Raw genomic sequence first — 17,927 nt, 5'->3', positions numbered from 1 at the left:
CCCCGGCCCCGGACTCCCCCCACCGCCGGGACCGGCCGGTGCCCCTCCGCTGCCGGCTCCCGTGCCCGCCGTCGGAGAGACGAGGCCGGCACCGTTCGCCGCCGGCCCGGGGCCGGGCGCGGGCACCGGACCGGGCCCCGCCGGAGAGGAGGCGGCGTGGGGACTCACCTGGTTGGACAGGGGAAAGGCCGGGCGAGTGCGCTCGCCGGCCGCGCCCTCGGAACGCGCCTCCGAACCCCACCCCTGCCTCATCCGATCAGGTGGGGTTGCCCCTCCGTCACGGATCGCGTTGAGTGGCGCCGTGTCCCCGCGCTCGAAGTTCTGCTGCGACCCTGTCATCTGTTCGGGTGCGCCGTGGTGATCCGACACAGGCACCTACCGTAGCGGGTAACGATCGGGGGCAGAACAGGACGTCACCGCGACGACCCCGGATCCACCCGGGACAGCGCGTCCAGCACGAGATCCACGTCCTCCCGCGTGTTGTAGAGGTGGAAAGACAACCTCACCCGTCCGTCGCGTTCCGCGCAACGTATCCCGGCGGCACGCAGCTCCGGAAGGGCCTCCGCCACGTCGAGGGTGACGATCGGGGACGCGGGCGGAGCCATCCCCAGCTTCCCGCACAGCCTGCCCGCCAGTTCCAGACAGTGGGCCCGGACGGCGGAGAGGTCGAGGGTTCGCAACCAGTCCAGCGCGGCGGCGGCCCCGAGCTGGGCGAACCAGTCCGGGGAGGCGTCGAGAGCACGCGCGTTGTGGGCCAGACGCAACGGCAGCCCGTAGAGGCTCTGCCACGGGTCCTCGCCCGCGTACCAGTTCGCCCCGACCGGGCGCGTCGACCGGGCCACGTCCGCGCCGAGCGCGAGCCAGGCCGCTCCTCGTGGGGCCAGCAGCCACTTGTAGGCGCATCCCACCACCCAGTCGGCCCAGTCCAGCTCCAACGGCATCCAACCGGCCGCCTGGGAGACGTCGAGCAACACCCGCACCCCGTGACGTGCGGCCGCCTCCCGCAGGGACTCGGGGTCGAACACCCGTCCGTCGGAGGACTGCACCAGGCTCACCGCGAGCACGTCGTGCCCCGACAACGAGTCCAGCAGCCGTTCCGGGGCCACCTCGGTGACCCGCACCCCGCGTCCGTGCTGGGCGGCGAAGGGGAAGGTCACGCTCGTGAACTCCCGCTCGGCCACCACCACGCTGCTGCCGTCCGGCACGCTCGCGGCGACCGTGCCCACCAGTTGTCCCACCGAGGATCCCGTGGCCACCCGTTCCGGGCTGACACCGACGAGAGCGGCGAAACCCTCGCGGGCGCGCGCCACGTACTCGTCGAACTCGGGCGGGGACAGTCGGCCACCCCGCCAGCCGGAGACGACCGCGCTCACCGAATCGGCCACCTCGGCGGGAGGAACACCGATACTGGCGGTGTTCAGGTATCCCGGTTCCAGGTCGAAGAATGTTCCGAAGGTTTCTCTCATATCCGGAACCTAACCGATCACCCCCCGCACGGTGCCGCGTGTCACCGTCGCACCGGACCTAGACTCGCGACCATGCACAGTGAGGAAGTCGAGGTACACACCGGCGGCCGGGAGACGGTTCGCGACCTCAGCGCGGAGTGCACGAGGTTCCTGCGCGAGATCGGCGGGGACGAGGGGCTGCTGCACCTGTGGGTGCCGCACGCCACGGCGGGAATCGCCGTCATCGAGACCGGAGCGGGCAGTGACGACGACCTGCTCGCGGCGCTGCACGACCTGCTGCCGGCCGACGACCGCTGGAAGCACCGACACGGATCCCCCGGTCACGGCCGGGATCACGTCCTTCCCGCCCTGATACCCCCGCACGTCTCGGTTCCGGTGCTCGACGGCAGGATGGCACTCGGAACCTGGCAGTCGGTGTGCCTTGTGGACACCAACACCGACAATCCCGTGCGGCGGGTCAGACTGAGCTTCCTGTCGGGCTGATCCCCGGGCCTCCCGCACGGACCGCACCCGTCCGGAACGGGTACCGCGCACCGGTAGTCTCGATCTCGTGAGACAGCCATACGGTGGGTACGACGGCACCTCCGGGAAACCGGGGTTCGGCCCACGGGGCGGTGACCCCGCCCGGTGGCCCACCCCCGCGAAGAACTCCGCGGGAGGACTCCCCAGTCCCTACGGGTGGCAGGCGGATCCGACGCGCTCCCCTTCCGGGGGCGGCTCCGTCTACCGGGGTTTCGGCACTTTCGAGGAGCCCACCGCGAGCAGCAGACCTCCCGGAGGACCGAACCGGGGAGTGCTCGTGGCTCTCACGCTCGCCGCCGTGCTGTTGGCCAGTGCCGTGGGGCTCGGGGTCTACTACGGGGCGCTGCGGCCCTCCCACAACAATGCGGCCCCCGCCAGCGGGACGGAGTCCCCCTCGACCGCCCGAAACGCTCCGGAAGCCCCCGCACCCCGGATACACGGCTGGCAGGTCGGCTACAACCCGCGGAACCGGCTCGCCTACGACGTTCCCTCCGACTGGAACGTGCTGGACCCCTCCCGGGGATACTCGGTACCCGCCCTCGGAGACGTCACGTTCCACGGCCTGGTCGACGGTCCCTACTACGAGTGCGCCGGAGAACACCGCACGGCGGGGAGGGTGGTGAGCACCGCCGTCGAACCGGACCGGAGCATGGCCGAGACCGCGCGCGAGTTCCTCCGTCGTTCCGGGCGGAACTTCTACACCGCCGGGGACGCGGGGGGGCGGAGTCTCGGTGGAGACGGGCGCCCCCAGCACGACCGACGTCGGAGGTTTCGAGGCGGTACGGCTCTCCGGCACGGTGCGCGTACCGGAGAGCTCCCCCTGTCTGCCCACCAAGGCCAGGATCGCGACCCTGGTCATCCGGGCGAAGGACACCTACGTCGTGCTTCTCGCCGCAGCGGACAGTCTGCGCCCGGACTCCTCCCCGCCCGCCGAGGGCGAGGAACTCGTCCCCCGCATCCTGGACAGCGCACGGCCGGTGCGCTGACCCGCCCGCGCGCCGGGAGGCTTCCGCGCATGACTCGGCCGGGCCGGCCCGCACCTACGGGCGCCCTCAGCCTCGCACCAGCTCGACGAGGTGCTCCACCACGCCGTCGGTGGACACTTCGACGCGCTCACCGCCGGCGCGGTCCTTGACCTCCACGACTCCCCTGGAGAGCCCCTTGCCGACCACCAGGATGGTGGGCACCCCCACCAGCTCGGCATCGGCGAACTTCACCCCGGGCGAGGCGTTCCTGTCGTCGAGGATCACCCGGACACCGGCGGTGTCCAGCTCGGCGCAGAGGCGCTCGGCCTCGCCCGCGGCGGTCTCGTCCTTGCCCGCCACGACCACGTGCACGTCGGCCGGGGCCACCGCACGCGGCCACACCAGTCCCTGCTCGTCGTGGTGCTGTTCGGCGATCGCCGCGACCAACCGGGACACCCCCACTCCGTAGGAGCCCATGGTCACCCGCTTGGGTTTGCCGTCCTGCCCGAGGGCGTCCAGCGAGATCGCGTCGGTGTACTTGCGTCCGAGCTGGAAGATGTGTCCGATCTCGATCCCCCGGGCGGACTGCAGAACCCCCCGCCCGTCGGGCGAGGGATCGCCCTCCCGCACCTCGGCCGCCTCGATCGTGCCGTCCGGGACGAAGTCCCGGCCGCACACCAGGTCGACCACGTGGTGGTCGGTCTTGTCCGCCCCGGTCACCCAGGCGGTGCCCCGGGCGACCCGGGGATCGACCAGGTAACGCACCCCGTTGTGCTGGAGTGCCTTCGGTCCGACGTAGCCCTTGACCAGGAAGGGACGGGCCTCGAAGTCCTCGTCGTCCACGAGGGCTACCTCGGCGGGTTCCAGGGCGGCTTCCAGCCGCTTCATGTCCACCTCACGGTCACCGGGAACCCCCACTCCGAGCAGCTCCCACTCCGTGTCACCCGGACGCCGCGTCTTGACCAGCACGTTCTTCAGCGTGTCCGCGGCGGTGAACGTCCGCTCCCAACCCGCTCCGTTCAGGAACTCCACGAGCGTCTCGATCGTCGGGGTGTCCGGGGTGTGGTGCACCTCGGCGGGAGGGAGTCCCTCGACGGACCGTTCCGGGGCGGGCGGAGTGGTCACGGCCTCCACGTTGGCCGCGTAGTCGGACTCGCTGCTGCGTACGAACGTGTCCTCCCCCGTGGGGCACTCGGCCAGGAACTCCTCGGAGGCCGACCCCCCCATCGCCCCCGACGTGGCAGCCACGATGGTGTAGCGCAGACCGAGCCGGTCGAACAGCCTCGTGTAGGCCTCACGATGGAGTCGGTAGGAGGTCATCAGCTGTTCGTCGTCCAGGTCGAAGGAGTACGAGTCCTTCATGACGAACTCCCGACCGCGCAGGATCCCGGCGCGCGGGCGTTCCTCGTCCCGGTACTTCGTCTGGATCTGGTACAGGATGACGGGGAAGTCCCGGTAGGAGTTGTACTCGCCCTTCACCGTCTGGGCGAACAACTCCTCGTGCGTGGGGCCGAGCAGGTAGTCCGCCTTCTTGCGGTCCTTGAGGCGGAACATGTTGGGCCCGTACTCGGTCCAACGGCCCGTGGCCTCGTAGGGCTCCTTCGGCAGCAGCGCGGGGAGATGGATCTCCTGGGCGCCGATGGCCTCCATCTCCTCCCGCACGGCGCGTTCTATGTTGCGCAGGACGCGCAGCCCGAGCGGCAGCCAGGAGTAGATGCCTGGTGCTACCCGGCGCACGTATCCGGCGCGCACCAGCAGCCGGTGGCTGGGCACCTCGGCATCCGCCGGATCCTCACGCAGGGTACGCAGGAACAACGTGGACATCCTCGTGATCAAGGCTGCGCGCTCCTTTACGCCTCGCGCTCTCCTCGCGTCTCGCGGGAGAGCCTAGCGGGTGTTACGACCGTGGGTGTCGACGACTCCCGCGCCGGGCACGCCCCGAGCGTCGTGGGCGATCGCGGCACACACGCCCGGCAGCGGAAAGATCCCATTCTCCCCGCCGACCCCCGAACCCCACGTTCGGGGGAGTTTCCCTCCTCCGTGGTTTCCTCCCCACGGGAATGTGGCTCAATCAGGGGGACTGTCCCCGTTTCGGAGGAGGCGAGGAATTGGGCACCGAGCGGCCCACAGAACGGTTCTGGCACCCCGCGCGCCGAGCCGACGGCGCCAGGCACCTCTTCGCCGGAGCGCCGCCCGCGGAGGGGTGGTCCCCGCGGGAGACGCTGTGCGGCCGCCACCTCGATCCCTCCCCCGTCTCCTCGGTGGAGTGGCTGTTGTATCCGACCTGCCCCGAGTGCTGGGAGCTGTTGCTGAGCGAGAACGTCCCCCCGTCACCCGCCGAGCTCCCCACCGAACCGCCACCGGTGGGCGACTAGACTGCCCGCACATGCTCGTACTCCTGCCTCCTTCCGAGACCAAGTCGCCCGGCGGGACCGGGCCGCCGTTGCGGCTGGACACGCTGTCCTTCCCCGAACTCACCCCCACCCGAGAACGACTCGTCGAAACGCTGGTGCGGTTGAGCGAGGACCTTCCGGCCAGCCTCGAAGCGCTCGGCCTGTCGCCACGACAGTCCGAGGAGGTCGAACGCAACGGGGCGCTGTGGAACTCCCCCACCCTCGCCGCCCTGGACCGCTACAGCGGAGTGCTCTACGACGCGCTCGACGTGGGATCCCTCTCCGGGGAGGAACGCCGGCGGGCCGACGAGAGACTCGCCGTCGTCTCCGCCCTGTTCGGTGTGCTGCGCGGCGCCGACCCCGTGCCGGCCTACCGCCTGTCGGCGGGATCCCGTCTGCCGGAGGTCGGCAGCCTCCGTCGACTGTGGCGTCCCGAGCTGAGCCGCGTGCTGGAGTCCGTCCCCGGACCCGTGGTGGATCTGCGTTCCGGGGCCTACGCCGCCCTGGCCGCGCTTCCCGACCCCGTCGAGGTCCGCGTGGTCACCGAGGACGGGAACGGCTCCCGCAAGACCGTCGGCCACCACAACAAGACGCACAAGGGCAGGCTGGCCAGGGCTCTGGCCCTCGCCGAACGGGAACCGGAGAGCCCCGCCGAGGTGGCGGAGATCGCACACGGGGCAGGACTGCGGGTGGAGCAGCCGGGACGGCGGAGTCTGACCCTCGTGGTCAGCTGATGTGAGTTCTCCCCCATCCGGTGGGAAGTCCTCGGACCTTCCACGGAGGTGCGTTAGTATCCGGAAACCGCGCTCTCCCCCGCTCGACGTCCGGGACGGGCTCGCCCGTTCTTCCGCACCCGGCCCGTGGAGTTCCTCCGCGAGAGTCGCAGTGTCCCCCACGAGACGCCGGGAGAGCGCACCGTGTCCGTCGACCGGACACCCTCCCCACGGAGTGCTCCCCTCCCGTGGGCGGGCCCGTTCGGCCCGCGACATCCCAGACCTTCCAGGAGGCCCGCCGAACGTGAGCACAGACACCCCGAACAGCGGAGACCGTCGAGGGTCCACGGCGGCCACCGGCTCGTGCGGCGGCCCCGACCCCGTGGGGCGCCCGTGAGCACCGAGGAAAGCGGAACACGGGAACCCATCCACGTGGTGGGTATCGGCGCGGACGGGTGGGAGGGTCTCTCCCCCGTGGCACGTCGCACCATCGAGAACGCCGAGGTCGTCATGGGCGGCTCCAGACAGCTCGACCTCATCCCGGAGACCTCGGCCGAACGCGTGAGCTGGCCCTCCCCGCTGTTGCCCGCCCTCGGCGAGCTGTTGGACAGGCACGCCGGGCGTTCGATCTGCGTACTGGCCAGCGGAGACCCCATGTTCCACGGGATCGGAGCGACCCTGGCCAGGATGGTGGGACCGGAGAGACTGCACGTCGTTGCTCATCCCTCCTCGGTGAGCCTGGCCTGCTCCCGGCTCGGATGGCCCGCCCACGAGGTCCGCGTGGTCAACCTGGTGGGTCGGCCGGTGAAGAACCTGCTGCCCGAACTGGCCCGGAACAACCGGATCATGGTGCTGAGTTCCGACGGGGACACCCCTGCCGAGGTGGGTGCCCTGCTGAGCGAGCACGGCTTCGGTGACAGCGAGCTGGTCGTGCTGGAGAACCTGGGCGGGCGCGGGGAGCGGATCCACCGGGAACTCGCGGCGCGCCTGCGGGACCGCACGGGACCGTTGAACATCGTCGCGATCGACCGTGCGGACTCCTCCGCCCCGGCGGAGGTCGCCGTGGCACCGGGACTGCCCGACGAGCTGTACGAACACGACGGACAGCTCACGAAACGCGACGTCCGCGCGAGCACCCTGGCCAGACTGGCCCCCCGCCCGGGAGAGCTGCTGTGGGACGTCGGCGCGGGTTCCGGCAGCGTCGCGATCGAATGGATACGCGCGACCCGGGGCACGGCGATCGCCGTCGAGCACGACCCACGGCGTGCCGAACGCGTGACCCGGAACGCGGCGGCCCTCGGCGCAGGCGGGATCCGGCTCGTCCGGGAGTCCGCCCCGGAGGGACTGCGCGGGCTGGAGACCCCGGACGCGGTCTTCGTGGGAGGGGCCGTGAGCGTTCCCGGGGTACTGGACACCTGTGTGGACGCCCTTCCGCGGGGCGGGCGTCTCGTGGTCAACGCCGTCACCATGGAATCGGAGTCGACAGTGACCGAATGGTACTCCCGCCTGGGCGGGGAACTGACGAGGATCGGAGTCGAACGGGCGGGGGCGGTCGGAGGGTTCACCGCCTGGCGCCCGGCTCTGCGCGTGACCCAGTGGGCGGTGACGAAACAGTGACGGTCTACTTCGTCGGTGCCGGCCCCGGAGCGGCGGATCTCATCACCGTCCGGGGACAACGCACCATGGCCTCCTGCCCGGTGTGCCTGTACGCGGGCAGCCTGGTTCCGCGTGACCTGCTGGACAACTGCCCGGAGGGAGCGCGGCTGGTCGACACGGCACGCATGAACCTGGACGAGATCCTCGCCGAGATCGAGCGGGCCCACCGCGACGGTCTCGACGTGGCCAGGTTGCACTCGGGGGACCCCGCCGTGTTCAGCGCGGTGGCCGAGCAGATGCGCAGGCTCGACGAGGTCGGGATCGACTACGAGATGGTTCCCGGCGTACCCGCTTTCTCCGCCGCCGCGGCCGCGCTGAACAGGGAGTTCACCGTCCCCGGAGTCGGCCAGACCGTGGTGCTGACCAGAACGGCGGCCCGGGCCACCCCCATGCCGGAGGGGGAGGACCTGGAAACCCTGGGGCGCAGTCGGTCCACCCTGGTGCTGCACCTGGCGGTGAACCGGATCGAGGAGCTCGTGGAGCGGCTCGTACCGAACTACGGGGCGGAGTGCCCCGTTGCCGTGGTCGCCGGCGCGAGCAGGGAGGACGAGCGCGTGCTGCGCGGAACGCTCGCCGATGTGGCCGGACGCGTCCGCGAGGCGGGAATCGAGCGCACGGCCGTGGTCGTGGTGGGGCGGGTGCTCGCCGCGGACCGGTTCCCGGACAGCCATCTGTACTCGGTGTACCGCTGCCGGGACTGATCACGTGCGGCCCGGCACGGTCAGGGGGACGGACAGCGCCCCCGGACCGTGCCGGAGCGGTCGATCACGACGGTCTCCACCTCCACCGGAGCCCCCCGCAGAGTCTCCAGCGCCACCTCCCGGGCCTGCCGGGCGACCAGCTCACCGAGCCGAACCCCTTCCGCTGCGGAGATCTCGAGCGCCTCCAGCGCGGTGTTGGCCCGGCTCACGCGGTCGGCCAGCTCCGTACTTCCCCCCGCCCGCGTGACGAGACCGGCCAGGCGTGCGAAGTCCACCTGGGAACGCTTGGAGTGCAGGTCGAGATGACCGTCGGCCAGTTTCGCCAGCTTCCCGATCCCACCGGCTATGGTCAGTCGGGGCACGGGGTGCCTGCGCAGGTACTTCAGCACCGCTCCCGCGAAGTCCCCCATGTCCAGCAGCGCCTCCGGAGGGAGCCCGTGGAGCTCGGTCACCGTGCGTTCCGAGGTGCTGCCGGTGCAGCCCGCCACGTGTCGCAGCCCCTCGGCCCGGGCCACGTCCACCCCGCGTCGGATGCTGTCGATCCAGGCCGAGCACGAGTACGGAACGACCACTCCGGTGGTTCCCAGGATCGACAGCCCACCCAGGATGCCCAGACGGGGGTTCCAGGTGTGCCTGGCCAGTTCCTCGCCGTCCTCCACCGAGACCTCCACCACGAGGTCGCCGTCGTCCCGGTGGGCCGCGGCCGTGTCGGCGACGAGTTCGCTGATCAACCGTCGGGGAACCGGATTGATGGCCGGTTCCCCCACCGCCAGCGGCAAACCGGGTTTGGTCACCGTCCCCACCCCGCTTCCCGCGCGGAAGGTGACCCCGCTTCCCGGGCGACCTCGGGAGACGGTCACGCCCACCACCGCCCCGTGGGTCACGTCCGGGTCGTCCCCGGCGTCCTTGACGACACCGGCCATGGCCCAGCCCTCCCCCAGCCGCTCCCGGCAGAGCGCGAAGGCGGGCTCGTGTCCCTTCGGCAGCCGTACGCTGACCGGATCGGGGAACCGTCCGGTGAGCAGAGCGGTGTAGGCCGCGGCGGTCGAGGCCAGGGCGCAGGCCCCGGTGGTCCACCCATAGCGCGGACCACCCGACTGTTCAGCACGATCGTTCACCACGGGAGAATGCACTCCAGCGAGTTCGGATTCACTGTTCCGGGGGATGGTGTGTGATGGAGACGCGGATACTCGTCCTCGGGGGGACCGCGCAGGCACGACGTCTCGCCGAGCAGCTTACCGAGCTCGGGGTCTCGGTGGTGTCCTCGCTGGCCGGGCGGGTACGCGATCCGAAGCTCCCGGCGGGAGAGGTCCGGGTGGGCGGCTTCGGCGGGGCCCAGGGGCTGGGCGAGTACCTCTCCCGCGAAGGGATCACGGCCGTGGTCGACGCCACGCACCCCTTCGCCGCCGGTATCAGCGCCAACGCCGTTGTCGCCGCGCGGGAGCGCGGGGTGGAGTTGTTGGTGTTGCGCCGTCCCCCCTGGTCGCCGGGACCCGAGGACGACTGGAGGTCGGTGCGCTCCCTGGCCGAGGCCGCCGGAACCGTTCGGCGGCTCGGGAGCAGGGTGCTGCTCACCACCGGCAGGCAGGGACTGCACCACTTCGCCGGGATCGACCACGTGTGGTTCCTCGTCCGGACGGTCGACGCCCCGGAGCCCCCGCTGCCTCCCCACACGACGACGCTGTCCGCACGTGGTCCCTTCGACGCGGACGCCGAACGCGAGCTGCTGCGGAACAACGACATCGACCTGCTGGTGAGCAAGAACAGCGGAGGGACGATGACGGAGGGCAAGCTCGTGGCCGCCCGGGATCTGGGGGTCCCCGTCGTGATGGTGGAGCAACCGCCTCCGCCGCGAGCACCCGTGGTCTCCGGGGTCGAGGAGGCCCTGGAATGGCTGCGGAGGCGGATCGGCCCGTTCACGCGGGATAACGCCGGGGGGTGAACACGGTGGTCTCGTCCCCCCGGGTGACCACTCGGGTGGTGGAGGAACCGACCAGCACCAGGCAGCGCATGTCCACCCACCGCGGATCCAGCTCTCCCAGCCGGACCACGGAGACCCGTTCCTCCGGCCCCCCGACGTCCCGACCGATCACCACGGGGGTGTCGGCGGAGCGCTCCTCCAGCAGCACCTGTCGGGCGGCCCCGACCTGCCACTGACGACTGCGGGAGGCAGGGTTGTACACGGCCAGGGCGAGATCGGCCCGGGCCGCCGCGCGCAACCGCCGCTCGATCACCTCCCAGGGTTTGAGCCGGTCGGACAGGGAGAGCACGCAGTAGTCGTGTCCCAACGGGGCCCCGACCCTGCTCGCCACCGCCTGCGCGGCCGTGAGACCGGGAAGGACGCGGACGTCCACCTCCGCGTAGCGCGGCTCCTCGGCAACCTCCAGGACGGCACTGCCCATGGCGAACACCCCGGGATCCCCGGAGGAGACCACGACCACCCTCCGCCCGGAGGCGGCCAGGTCCAGTGCCTGCCGGGCGCGCTCGGCCTCGACCCGGTTGTCGGAGGGATGTTTGCGCTGGCGCGGGTTGGTCTGGACACGGTCCAGGTAGGGACCGTAACCGACCAGGTCGTCGGCGGTGGCCAACGCGGCCTGGGCCTCCGGTGTGGTCCACTCCCTGCCGGCGGGGCCCAGTCCCACGACCACCAGTTCACCACCCCGGTGCTCCGAAGTTCCGCCGCCTTCCGGCAGAGGGATCTCCGCCCCGGAACGGCTGGGCAGCAGAGCCAGCGAGAAGTAGGGCACGGTCCGCGGATCCACCTCGGACAACGGTTCCACCCGTTGCCTGTCGGTGCTGGCCCGTTCCACGTAGTAGGCCTCGGACAGACATCCCGCCTTCTCGAAGGCCTCGCGCACACCCTCGAAGGTTCGCCCCAGCTTGAGCACGGCGGCCGCGTCCGTCTCGTCCAACCTCCGTGCCAACGTCTCGGAGTCCAGCGTCCCCGGCAGCACGGTCAGTACCTCGTCGCGTTCGGCCAGGGGCCGCCCCAGTTCGGCCGAGGCCGCGCTCACCGAGTTCACCCCCGGGACCACCACGGTCTCGAAACGCGAGGACAACCGCTTGTGCATGTGCATGTAGGACCCGTAGAAGAACGGGTCACCCTCCCCCAGCAGCACCACGTCCCTGCCCGCGTCCAGATGGGAGGCCAGCCGTTCGGCGCACTCGGCGTAGAACTCGTCGATCGCTCCCTGGTACCCGCCCGGGTGATCGGTGGTCTCGGTGGTGACCGGATACACCAGCGGTTCCTCGATCTGGTCCCCACGCAGGTACGGTTCGGCCACCGAACGGGCGATGCTGTTGCCGTGTCGGGCGCTGTGGTAGGCGACCACGTCGGCCGCCCCGATCAACCGCGCCGCCTTGACCGTCACCAGCTCGGGGTCACCGGGGCCCAGGCCCACACCGAACAGGCGTCCGGCGGCGGAGTCGTTGTCTTCGCTGCTCACTCTTCCTCGCTCGCGATCGCGTTGATGGCGGCGACCGTCATCGCACTACCGCCGCGTCTGCCGTGCACCACCAGGTGCTCCAGACCGCGCGGGTGCGAAGCCAGTGCCTGCTTGGACTCGACGGCCCCGATGAAACCGACCGGGATCCCGAGCACCGCCGCCGGAACCCCCGCGCCCTGCTCGACCAGCTCCAACAGCCGGAAGAGGCAGGTCGGCGCGTTTCCGATCGCGACCACGGCCCCGTCGAGCCGTGGTCGCCACAGCTCCATCGCGGCGGCGCTGCGGGTGGTTCCCAGCCGCTCGGCGAGCCCGGGCACGGCGGGGTCGGACAACGTGCACAGGATCTCGTTGTCCGCGGGAAGCCTGCGCCTGGTCACCCCGGCCGCGACCATCTCCGCGTCGCAGAGCACCGGAGCACCCGCGTTCAACGCCTCCCGCGCCGAACGGACCACGTCAGGGGAGTAGGCCAGGTCGTCGACCAGGTCCACCATTCCGCAGGAGTGGATCATGCGCACGGCGACACCGGCCACGTCGGCCGGCATCCCGTCGAGAGCGGCTTCCGCGCGGATGGTCGCGAAGGAGCGACGGTAGATCTCCCTGCCGTCCCGGATGTACTCGATCACCGGTCGTCCTCGTTCGTCGTGTCCCGATCATTGCTCGCTCGGCCGTTCCCGAACCCGGCTCGTGGCGTCCCGGCGGTGCGCACCGCACCAGCGTGTCGTGCTCGGTTCGCGACCTCGGCCGCCACGTCGGGATCCGCCTCGGAGGCCCACGTCACCCGCTCCTGCGGCGTCCCCGCGCTGACCCGGTACCCGGAGGGTTCGGCCAGTACCTCCACCACCGGCCCCCGGGGAAGGCCGCAGCGACGCGAACAGCCGACCCAGTGCACCGGCAGAGCCCCCGGCGCGGCCGCCTCGCCGCGGGACGTGCCACGCGCGGCGTCCCGATGGACATCGGCCAGGGATTTGGCGCAGCCGGGGTAGCCCGCGCAGGCGGTCACACCGCTGAGCGGTGCGGACGGCTCGACGAGCAAACCGCACGAGTGCAGTTCGGAAAGCCACGACCGGTGGTCCCGTTCCGGCACTCCCGTGAGGATCACGGTCCGCCACGGGGTCAGTCGAACGAAACCGGACGCGGCTTCGGCCGCTCGTATGATGCTATGCGTTTGCGCTGGGGACAAGCGGCCGAGCGGCGCCCCCACCTCCACGGCCACCGCGTCCTCGTCCCGCCCGACGACTCCCGGACGGGGTTTTCCCTGCTGACCGGATTCCGCCCACGAGGCCGGTGTGACTTCGACAACGTCGGCTTCCCGCGCACCGTGGCGGGCACACACAGTGTCGGAGACGGGGCGTGTCGTGGCCAGCTCGGCCATGCGCCAGGCACCGCTGCCGTTCCGGGCGCGTTCGGCGAGGAACCCCTCGGCCGCCGTGACCGCCGCGGCGGCGGCCCGTTCCGGAGGGACCCGCACCCCGGAGTCCGCGCCGGCCAGCAGCACGGCCACCCGGTGGGCCGAGACGGGCAGCAGTCCGACGTCGCCGCCCAACGCGGAGACGTCCCCCCTGCCGTCGTCGACGGTGAACAGGAAGCGTCCGGGCAGCTCGGCCAGGGCGGGCACGGAGCGGAGTCCGTGGTCCAGCTCCTCCACCACCCGTGACACCGGCAAGCGGGTGGGACCGTCCAGGCCGGCATAGGGGCTGGCCACGATGTTGCGCACCCGCTCGTGGGTGGCCGAGGGCAGCAGTCCCGCCTCGCCGAGTCGGCGCCCCAGCTCACCGGGATCCTCGACGCCACGCAGCTGCAGGTTCGCCCTGGAGGTGAGTTCGACGGTGGAGTTGCCCAGTTCCACGGCGGCCCCGACCACCACGCGTGCCTGTTCCGCGCTCAGGACTCCGCCGGGAACACGAACGCGGGCGAGACCCCCGTCGGCGGCCGGATGGACCTGGACCGCACCGGGGCACGCGTCGGGCCTGTCTCGTTCGGGAACGGAGCTGTCGGACACTCCGACGATGCTACGGACGTCCTCGGTGTGCCACGAAACACGCCGGGAACGGGGGCATCTCACGTCAACTTGACGAAAGATCGTCCCGTTCCCGAGACTGGACGCCGTATCCACGGCGGTGAACGGAGGAAGCCGGTGTGAGTCCGGCGCGGTCCCGCCACTGTCACCGGGGAGCGAACTCCGAACAGGGTCACTGTCGCACGGCGATGGGAAGACCGGAGGAAGCGAGGATCCGGAAGCCAGGAGACTCCGAACCGCCGCGACCGTCAGCAAAGGGGCGAGGACCCCTGGGAAGGTTCCTGATGCGCCGTACGACCGCGCGTGCATCGCGCGTCCCGTCCTGGTCGGCCGCCCCGGTTCCCGATGCCGAGGAGCGAGTCGCATGATCCTACTGCTGTCCACCTCAGACACGGACCTGCTCAGTGCACGGTCCAGCGGCGCCGACTACCGGCTGGCCAATCCGGCCAGGGTCGGCGTGGAGGAGCTGCCGGAACTGCTCGACGGGGTCGACCTCGTCGTCGTACGGCTGCTCGGGGGACGCCGGGCCTGGGAGGAAGGCATCGACTTCCTGCTCAGCGGGTCCCGGCCCGTGGTGGTGCTCGGTGGTGAACAGCAACCGGACGCCGAGCTCATGGAGTGCTCCACCGTGCCCGGAGGGGTGTGCGCCGAGGCGCACGCCTATCTGGCCAACGGCGGGCCCGAGAACCTCGAACAGCTGTACCATTTTCTGTCCGACACGGTGCTGCTCACCGGACACGGGTTCAGCGGACCGATCGAGACACCCACCTGGGGGAAGCTGGACAGAACACCGCAGCGCACGGACGGCCCCACCGTGGCCGTGCTCTACTACCGCGCGCACCACGTGGCGGGCAACACGGCCTTCGTGCACACCCTGTGCGAGGCGATCGAACGCGCGGGCGGCCAGGCCATGCCGCTGTTCTGCGCCTCACTGCGTTCCCCCGACCCCGAGCTGATCGAGACGCTGCGCGGAGCGGATGCGCTGGTGGTCACCGTCCTCGCCGCGGGCGGCAGCAAACCGGCCGTGGCCACCGCCGGAGGCGATGACGAGGCCTGGGACGTCGGGGCGCTCGCCCAGCTGGACGTTCCGATCCTGCAGGGAATGTGCCTGACCAGCAGCCGCACCGCCTGGGAGGACAACGACGAGGGACTGTCCCCTCTGGACATGGCCACCCAGGTGGCCGTGCCGGAGTTCGACGGGCGGCTGATCACCGTTCCGTTCTCGTTCAAGGAGAACGACTCGGAGGGACTGCCGGTCTACGTCGCCGACGCGGAACGAGCCGCCAGGGTCGCCGGAATCGCCGTCCGGCAGGCCAGACTCGCCTACGTTCCCCCCGAGCAGCAGCGTCTCGTGCTGATGCTGTCGGCCTATCCGACCAAGCACGCCAGGGTCGGCAACGCCGTCGGGCTGGACACCCCCCTGTCCGCGGTACGGCTGCTGCGGGCCCTGCGCGAGCAGGGCTACGACATCGGCCCCACCGAGGGGCCCGACGCGCTTCCCGGTGTCCTCTCCCAGGACGGGGACGCGCTGATCCACGCGTTGATCGCGGCGGGAGGCCAGGACCGGGACTGGCTGAGCGAGGAACAACTCGCCGGGAACCCCATCCGGGTGCCGGCCAGACGCTACCGCGAGTGGTTCGACTCCCTGCCGGAGTCGCTGCGTTCCGACATCGAACAGCACTGGGGACCGCCCCCCGGAGAGCTGTTCGTGGACTACTCCCGGGACCCCGAGGGCGAGATCGTGCTCGCGGCGCTGCGTGCCGGCAACATCGTGCTGATGATCCAGCCGCCGCGTGGTTTCGGCGAGAACCCCATCGCGATCTATCACGACCCCGACCTGCCGCCCAGCCACCACTACCTGGCCGCCTACCGGTGGCTGGCCGAGGACTTCGACGCCCACGCCATGATCCACCTGGGCAAGCACGGGAACCTGGAGTGGCTGCCCGGGAAGACCGCGGGCATGTCGGCCTCCTGCGCGCCCGACGCCGCCCTGGGCGACCTCCCGCTGGTCTACCCCTTCCTGGTCAACGACCCCGGTGAGGGCACCCAGGCCAAACGCCGGGTGCACGCCACGCTGGTGGACCACCTGGTTCCGCCCATGGCCCGGGCCGAGAGTTACGGCGACATCGCGCGCCTGGAACAGCTGCTCGACGAGCACGCCACCATCACGGCGATGGACCCGGCCAAGCTGCCCGCCATCCGCAGCCAGATCTGGACGCTGATGCAGGCGGCCAAGCTCGACCACGACCTGGGGCTGGAGGAACGCCCGCACGACGCCGAGTTCGACGACATGCTGATGCAGGTCGACGGCTGGCTGTGCGAGGTCAAGGACGCCCAGATCCGGGAGGGGCTGCACGTCTTCGGTGACCCGCCCACCGGCCAGGCCCGCGTGAGTCTGGTGCTCGCCATGCTGCGCGCCCGGCAGATGTGGGGAGGCCAGCAGGCCGCCGTCCCCGGACTGCGGGAGGCCCTCGGTCTTTCCGAGGACGGCTCGGAGGCCCGCGAACGCGTGGACGCGATCGAGTCCACCGCGCACGCGCTGGTCGAGGAGATGGAGCGGCGCGCGTGGCAGTCCGCGGAGGCGGAATCGGTGTGCGCGGAGATCCTCGGTGAGAACTCCGGCAGGGTCGCGGAAGTGCTGCGGTTCGCCGCCGAGGAGATCGTCCCGCGCCTGAACGCCACCACCGACGAGGTCGGTTCGACGCTGCACGCCCTGCGCGGCGGCTACATCCCCTCCGGGCCGAGCGGTTCCCCGCTGCGCGGCCTGGTCAACGTGCTGCCCACCGGACGCAACTTCTACTCGGTCGACCCCAAGGGCATCCCGAGCCGACTGGCCTGGGACACCGGTTACGCGATCGCGGAGTCCCTGCTGGAGCGCTACCGGGGGGACAACGGCGAGTGGCCCGCCTCGGTCGGCCTCTCGGTGTGGGGCACCAGTGCCATGCGGACCTCGGGCGACGACGTGGCCGAGATCCTCGCCCTGATCGGGGTACGGCCCACCTGGGACGACTCCTCCAGGCGCGTGAACGGGCTGGAAGTGGTCCCGCTGGAGGAGCTCGGGCGTCCCCGGGTCGACGTGACCGTACGCATCAGCGGCTTCTTCCGGGACGCCTTCCCCCACGTCGTCACACTGCTCGACGACGCCTTCCGGCTCGTCGCCGAACTCGACGAACCCGACGAGTGGAACTTCGTGCGGGCACACACACGTGCCGACGTGGCCGAGCACGGCGACCACCGACGCGCCACCATGCGGATCTTCGGGTCCAAACCGGGAGCCTACGGGGCCGGGATGCTGTCGTTGATCGACAGTCGCAACTGGCGCGACGACTCCGACCTCGCCGAGGTCTACACCGTGTGGGGTGGCTTCGCCTACGGCCGGGACCTGGACGGGGTCGACGCCCGCGCGGACATGGAGAACGCCTACCGACGCATCTCGATCGCCGCCAAGAACACCGACACCCGTGAGCACGACATCGCCGACTCGGACGACTACTTCCAGTACCACGGGGGGATGGTGGCCACGGTGCGCGCGCTGACCGGCAACTCCCCGGCCGCCTACATCGGGGACAGCTCCCGCCCGGACTCGATACGCACCCGCTCCCTGCACGAGGAGACCTCCCGGGTGTTCCGCTCCCGCGTGGTCAACCCCCGCTGGGTCTCGGCGATGCGCGAGCACGGCTACAAGGGGGCCTTCGAGTTGGCCGCCACGGTGGACTACCTGTTCGGCTACGACGCCACCACCGAGGTCGTCGGGGACTGGATGTACGAGAAGCTCGCCGAGACCTACGTCTTCGACGAGGAGAACCAGAAGTTCCTCACCGAGTCCAACCCGTGGGCGTTGCACGGCATCGTGGAACGCCTGCTGGAGGCCGCGGACCGCGACATGTGGGCCGAACCCGACCCGGAGACGATCCAGCGGTTGCGGGAGATCTACCTGCAGGTCGAGGGAGATCTGGAGGACGGCGGAACACGCTGAGAGCGAGGCCCCGGTTCCGCACCGGGGCCGTCCCGCCACGGCCCCTTACCTCGGACCGGAGTCCGGGACGGG

General features: G+C 71.0%; 14 protein-coding genes and 1 riboswitch. Of the genes, 8 read left to right on the top strand and 6 right to left on the bottom strand.

Translation table 11 applies throughout. The features are described from left to right. Positions 1-413: 413 nt before the first annotated feature. On the bottom strand, positions 414-1,466 hold the full coding sequence (locus CEP50_RS14840) for an aminotransferase class V-fold PLP-dependent enzyme (protein WP_106114551.1): 1,053 nt from the start codon (positions 1,464-1,466) through the stop codon (positions 414-416). Between the two features lie 72 nt (positions 1,467-1,538). Between CEP50_RS14840 and CEP50_RS14835 the strand changes: the two genes are divergently transcribed. Together CEP50_RS14835 and CEP50_RS20625 are read left to right on the top strand one after the other, a co-directional pair. Next, positions 1,539-1,949: a YjbQ family protein gene (locus CEP50_RS14835; protein ID WP_106114550.1), complete on the top strand. Its 411-nt coding sequence runs from the start codon at positions 1,539-1,541 to the stop codon at positions 1,947-1,949. Positions 1,950-2,719: 770 nt separating this feature from the next. Continuing rightward, positions 2,720-2,974, top strand: a complete 255-nt coding sequence (locus CEP50_RS20625) for a hypothetical protein (protein WP_258175274.1) — start codon at positions 2,720-2,722, stop codon at positions 2,972-2,974. Between the two features lie 66 nt (positions 2,975-3,040). On the opposite strand, the gene CEP50_RS14825 is transcribed toward CEP50_RS20625, so the two are convergent. Further along, positions 3,041-4,789 (bottom strand): proline--tRNA ligase, encoded by a 1,749-nt coding sequence (locus tag CEP50_RS14825; RefSeq protein WP_106114549.1) that lies wholly within the window; start codon positions 4,787-4,789, stop codon positions 3,041-3,043. Between the two features lie 272 nt (positions 4,790-5,061). On the opposite strand from CEP50_RS14825, the gene CEP50_RS14820 reads away from it, so the two are divergent. The 4 genes from CEP50_RS14820 to cobM all read left to right on the top strand — a co-directional run bounded on the left by CEP50_RS14820 (position 5,062) and on the right by cobM (position 8,416). Then, positions 5,062-5,328, top strand: a complete 267-nt coding sequence (locus CEP50_RS14820) for a hypothetical protein (RefSeq protein WP_106114548.1) — start codon at positions 5,062-5,064, stop codon at positions 5,326-5,328. A gap of 11 nt (positions 5,329-5,339) precedes the next feature. Then, positions 5,340-6,080, top strand: a complete 741-nt coding sequence (yaaA, locus tag CEP50_RS14815) for a peroxide stress protein YaaA (protein WP_106114547.1) — start codon at positions 5,340-5,342, stop codon at positions 6,078-6,080. A gap of 372 nt (positions 6,081-6,452) precedes the next feature. Then, on the top strand, positions 6,453-7,676 hold the full coding sequence (gene cbiE / locus CEP50_RS14810; RefSeq protein ID WP_106114546.1) for a precorrin-6y C5,15-methyltransferase (decarboxylating) subunit CbiE: 1,224 nt from the start codon (positions 6,453-6,455) through the stop codon (positions 7,674-7,676). Beyond that, positions 7,673-8,416: a precorrin-4 C(11)-methyltransferase gene (gene cobM, locus CEP50_RS14805; RefSeq protein WP_106114545.1), complete on the top strand. Its 744-nt coding sequence runs from the start codon at positions 7,673-7,675 to the stop codon at positions 8,414-8,416. The genes cbiE and cobM overlap by 4 nt, the downstream gene beginning before the upstream one ends. A 20-nt stretch (positions 8,417-8,436) precedes the next feature. Here cobM and CEP50_RS14800 read toward each other — a convergent pair whose 3' ends face one another. Beyond that, on the bottom strand, positions 8,437-9,537 hold the full coding sequence (locus CEP50_RS14800; protein ID WP_181188404.1) for a cobalt-precorrin-5B (C(1))-methyltransferase: 1,101 nt from the start codon (positions 9,535-9,537) through the stop codon (positions 8,437-8,439). 53 nt (positions 9,538-9,590) lie between these two features. Between CEP50_RS14800 and CEP50_RS14795 the strand changes: the two genes are divergently transcribed. Continuing rightward, positions 9,591-10,358 (top strand): cobalt-precorrin-6A reductase, encoded by a 768-nt coding sequence (locus tag CEP50_RS14795; protein WP_106114544.1) that lies wholly within the window; start codon positions 9,591-9,593, stop codon positions 10,356-10,358. Here CEP50_RS14795 and CEP50_RS14790 read toward each other — a convergent pair. The 3 genes from CEP50_RS14790 to cobG are packed head-to-tail and all read right to left on the bottom strand — an operon-like array spanning position 10,333 to position 13,861. Beyond that, the gene (locus CEP50_RS14790) at positions 10,333-11,862 is read right to left on the bottom strand and encodes a precorrin-2 C(20)-methyltransferase (RefSeq protein ID WP_106114543.1); all 1,530 of its coding nucleotides are present in this window, start codon (positions 11,860-11,862) and stop codon (positions 10,333-10,335) included. The genes CEP50_RS14795 and CEP50_RS14790 overlap by 26 nt on opposite strands. Beyond that, positions 11,859-12,485: a precorrin-8X methylmutase gene (locus CEP50_RS14785; protein WP_106114542.1), complete on the bottom strand. Its 627-nt coding sequence runs from the start codon at positions 12,483-12,485 to the stop codon at positions 11,859-11,861. Before CEP50_RS14785 ends, CEP50_RS14790 begins: the two co-directional genes overlap by 4 nt. Beyond that, entirely contained in the window at positions 12,482-13,861 is a 1,380-nt protein-coding gene (gene cobG, locus CEP50_RS14780; RefSeq protein WP_106114541.1) for a precorrin-3B synthase, read from the bottom strand. The genes CEP50_RS14785 and cobG overlap by 4 nt, the downstream gene beginning before the upstream one ends. A 125-nt stretch (positions 13,862-13,986) precedes the next feature. Then, positions 13,987-14,111: riboswitch (cobalamin riboswitch) on the top strand. A gap of 132 nt (positions 14,112-14,243) precedes the next feature. Between cobG and cobN the strand changes: the two genes are divergently transcribed. Further along, positions 14,244-17,855 (top strand): cobaltochelatase subunit CobN, encoded by a 3,612-nt coding sequence (gene cobN / locus CEP50_RS14775; protein WP_106114540.1) that lies wholly within the window; start codon positions 14,244-14,246, stop codon positions 17,853-17,855. Positions 17,856-17,927 lie beyond the last annotated feature (72 nt).

The organism is Actinopolyspora mortivallis (genome assembly GCF_003001495.1).
GTDB lineage: Bacteria > Actinomycetota > Actinomycetes > Mycobacteriales > Pseudonocardiaceae > Actinopolyspora > Actinopolyspora mortivallis_A.
This window is presented reverse-complemented; position numbering and strand designations above follow the sequence as displayed.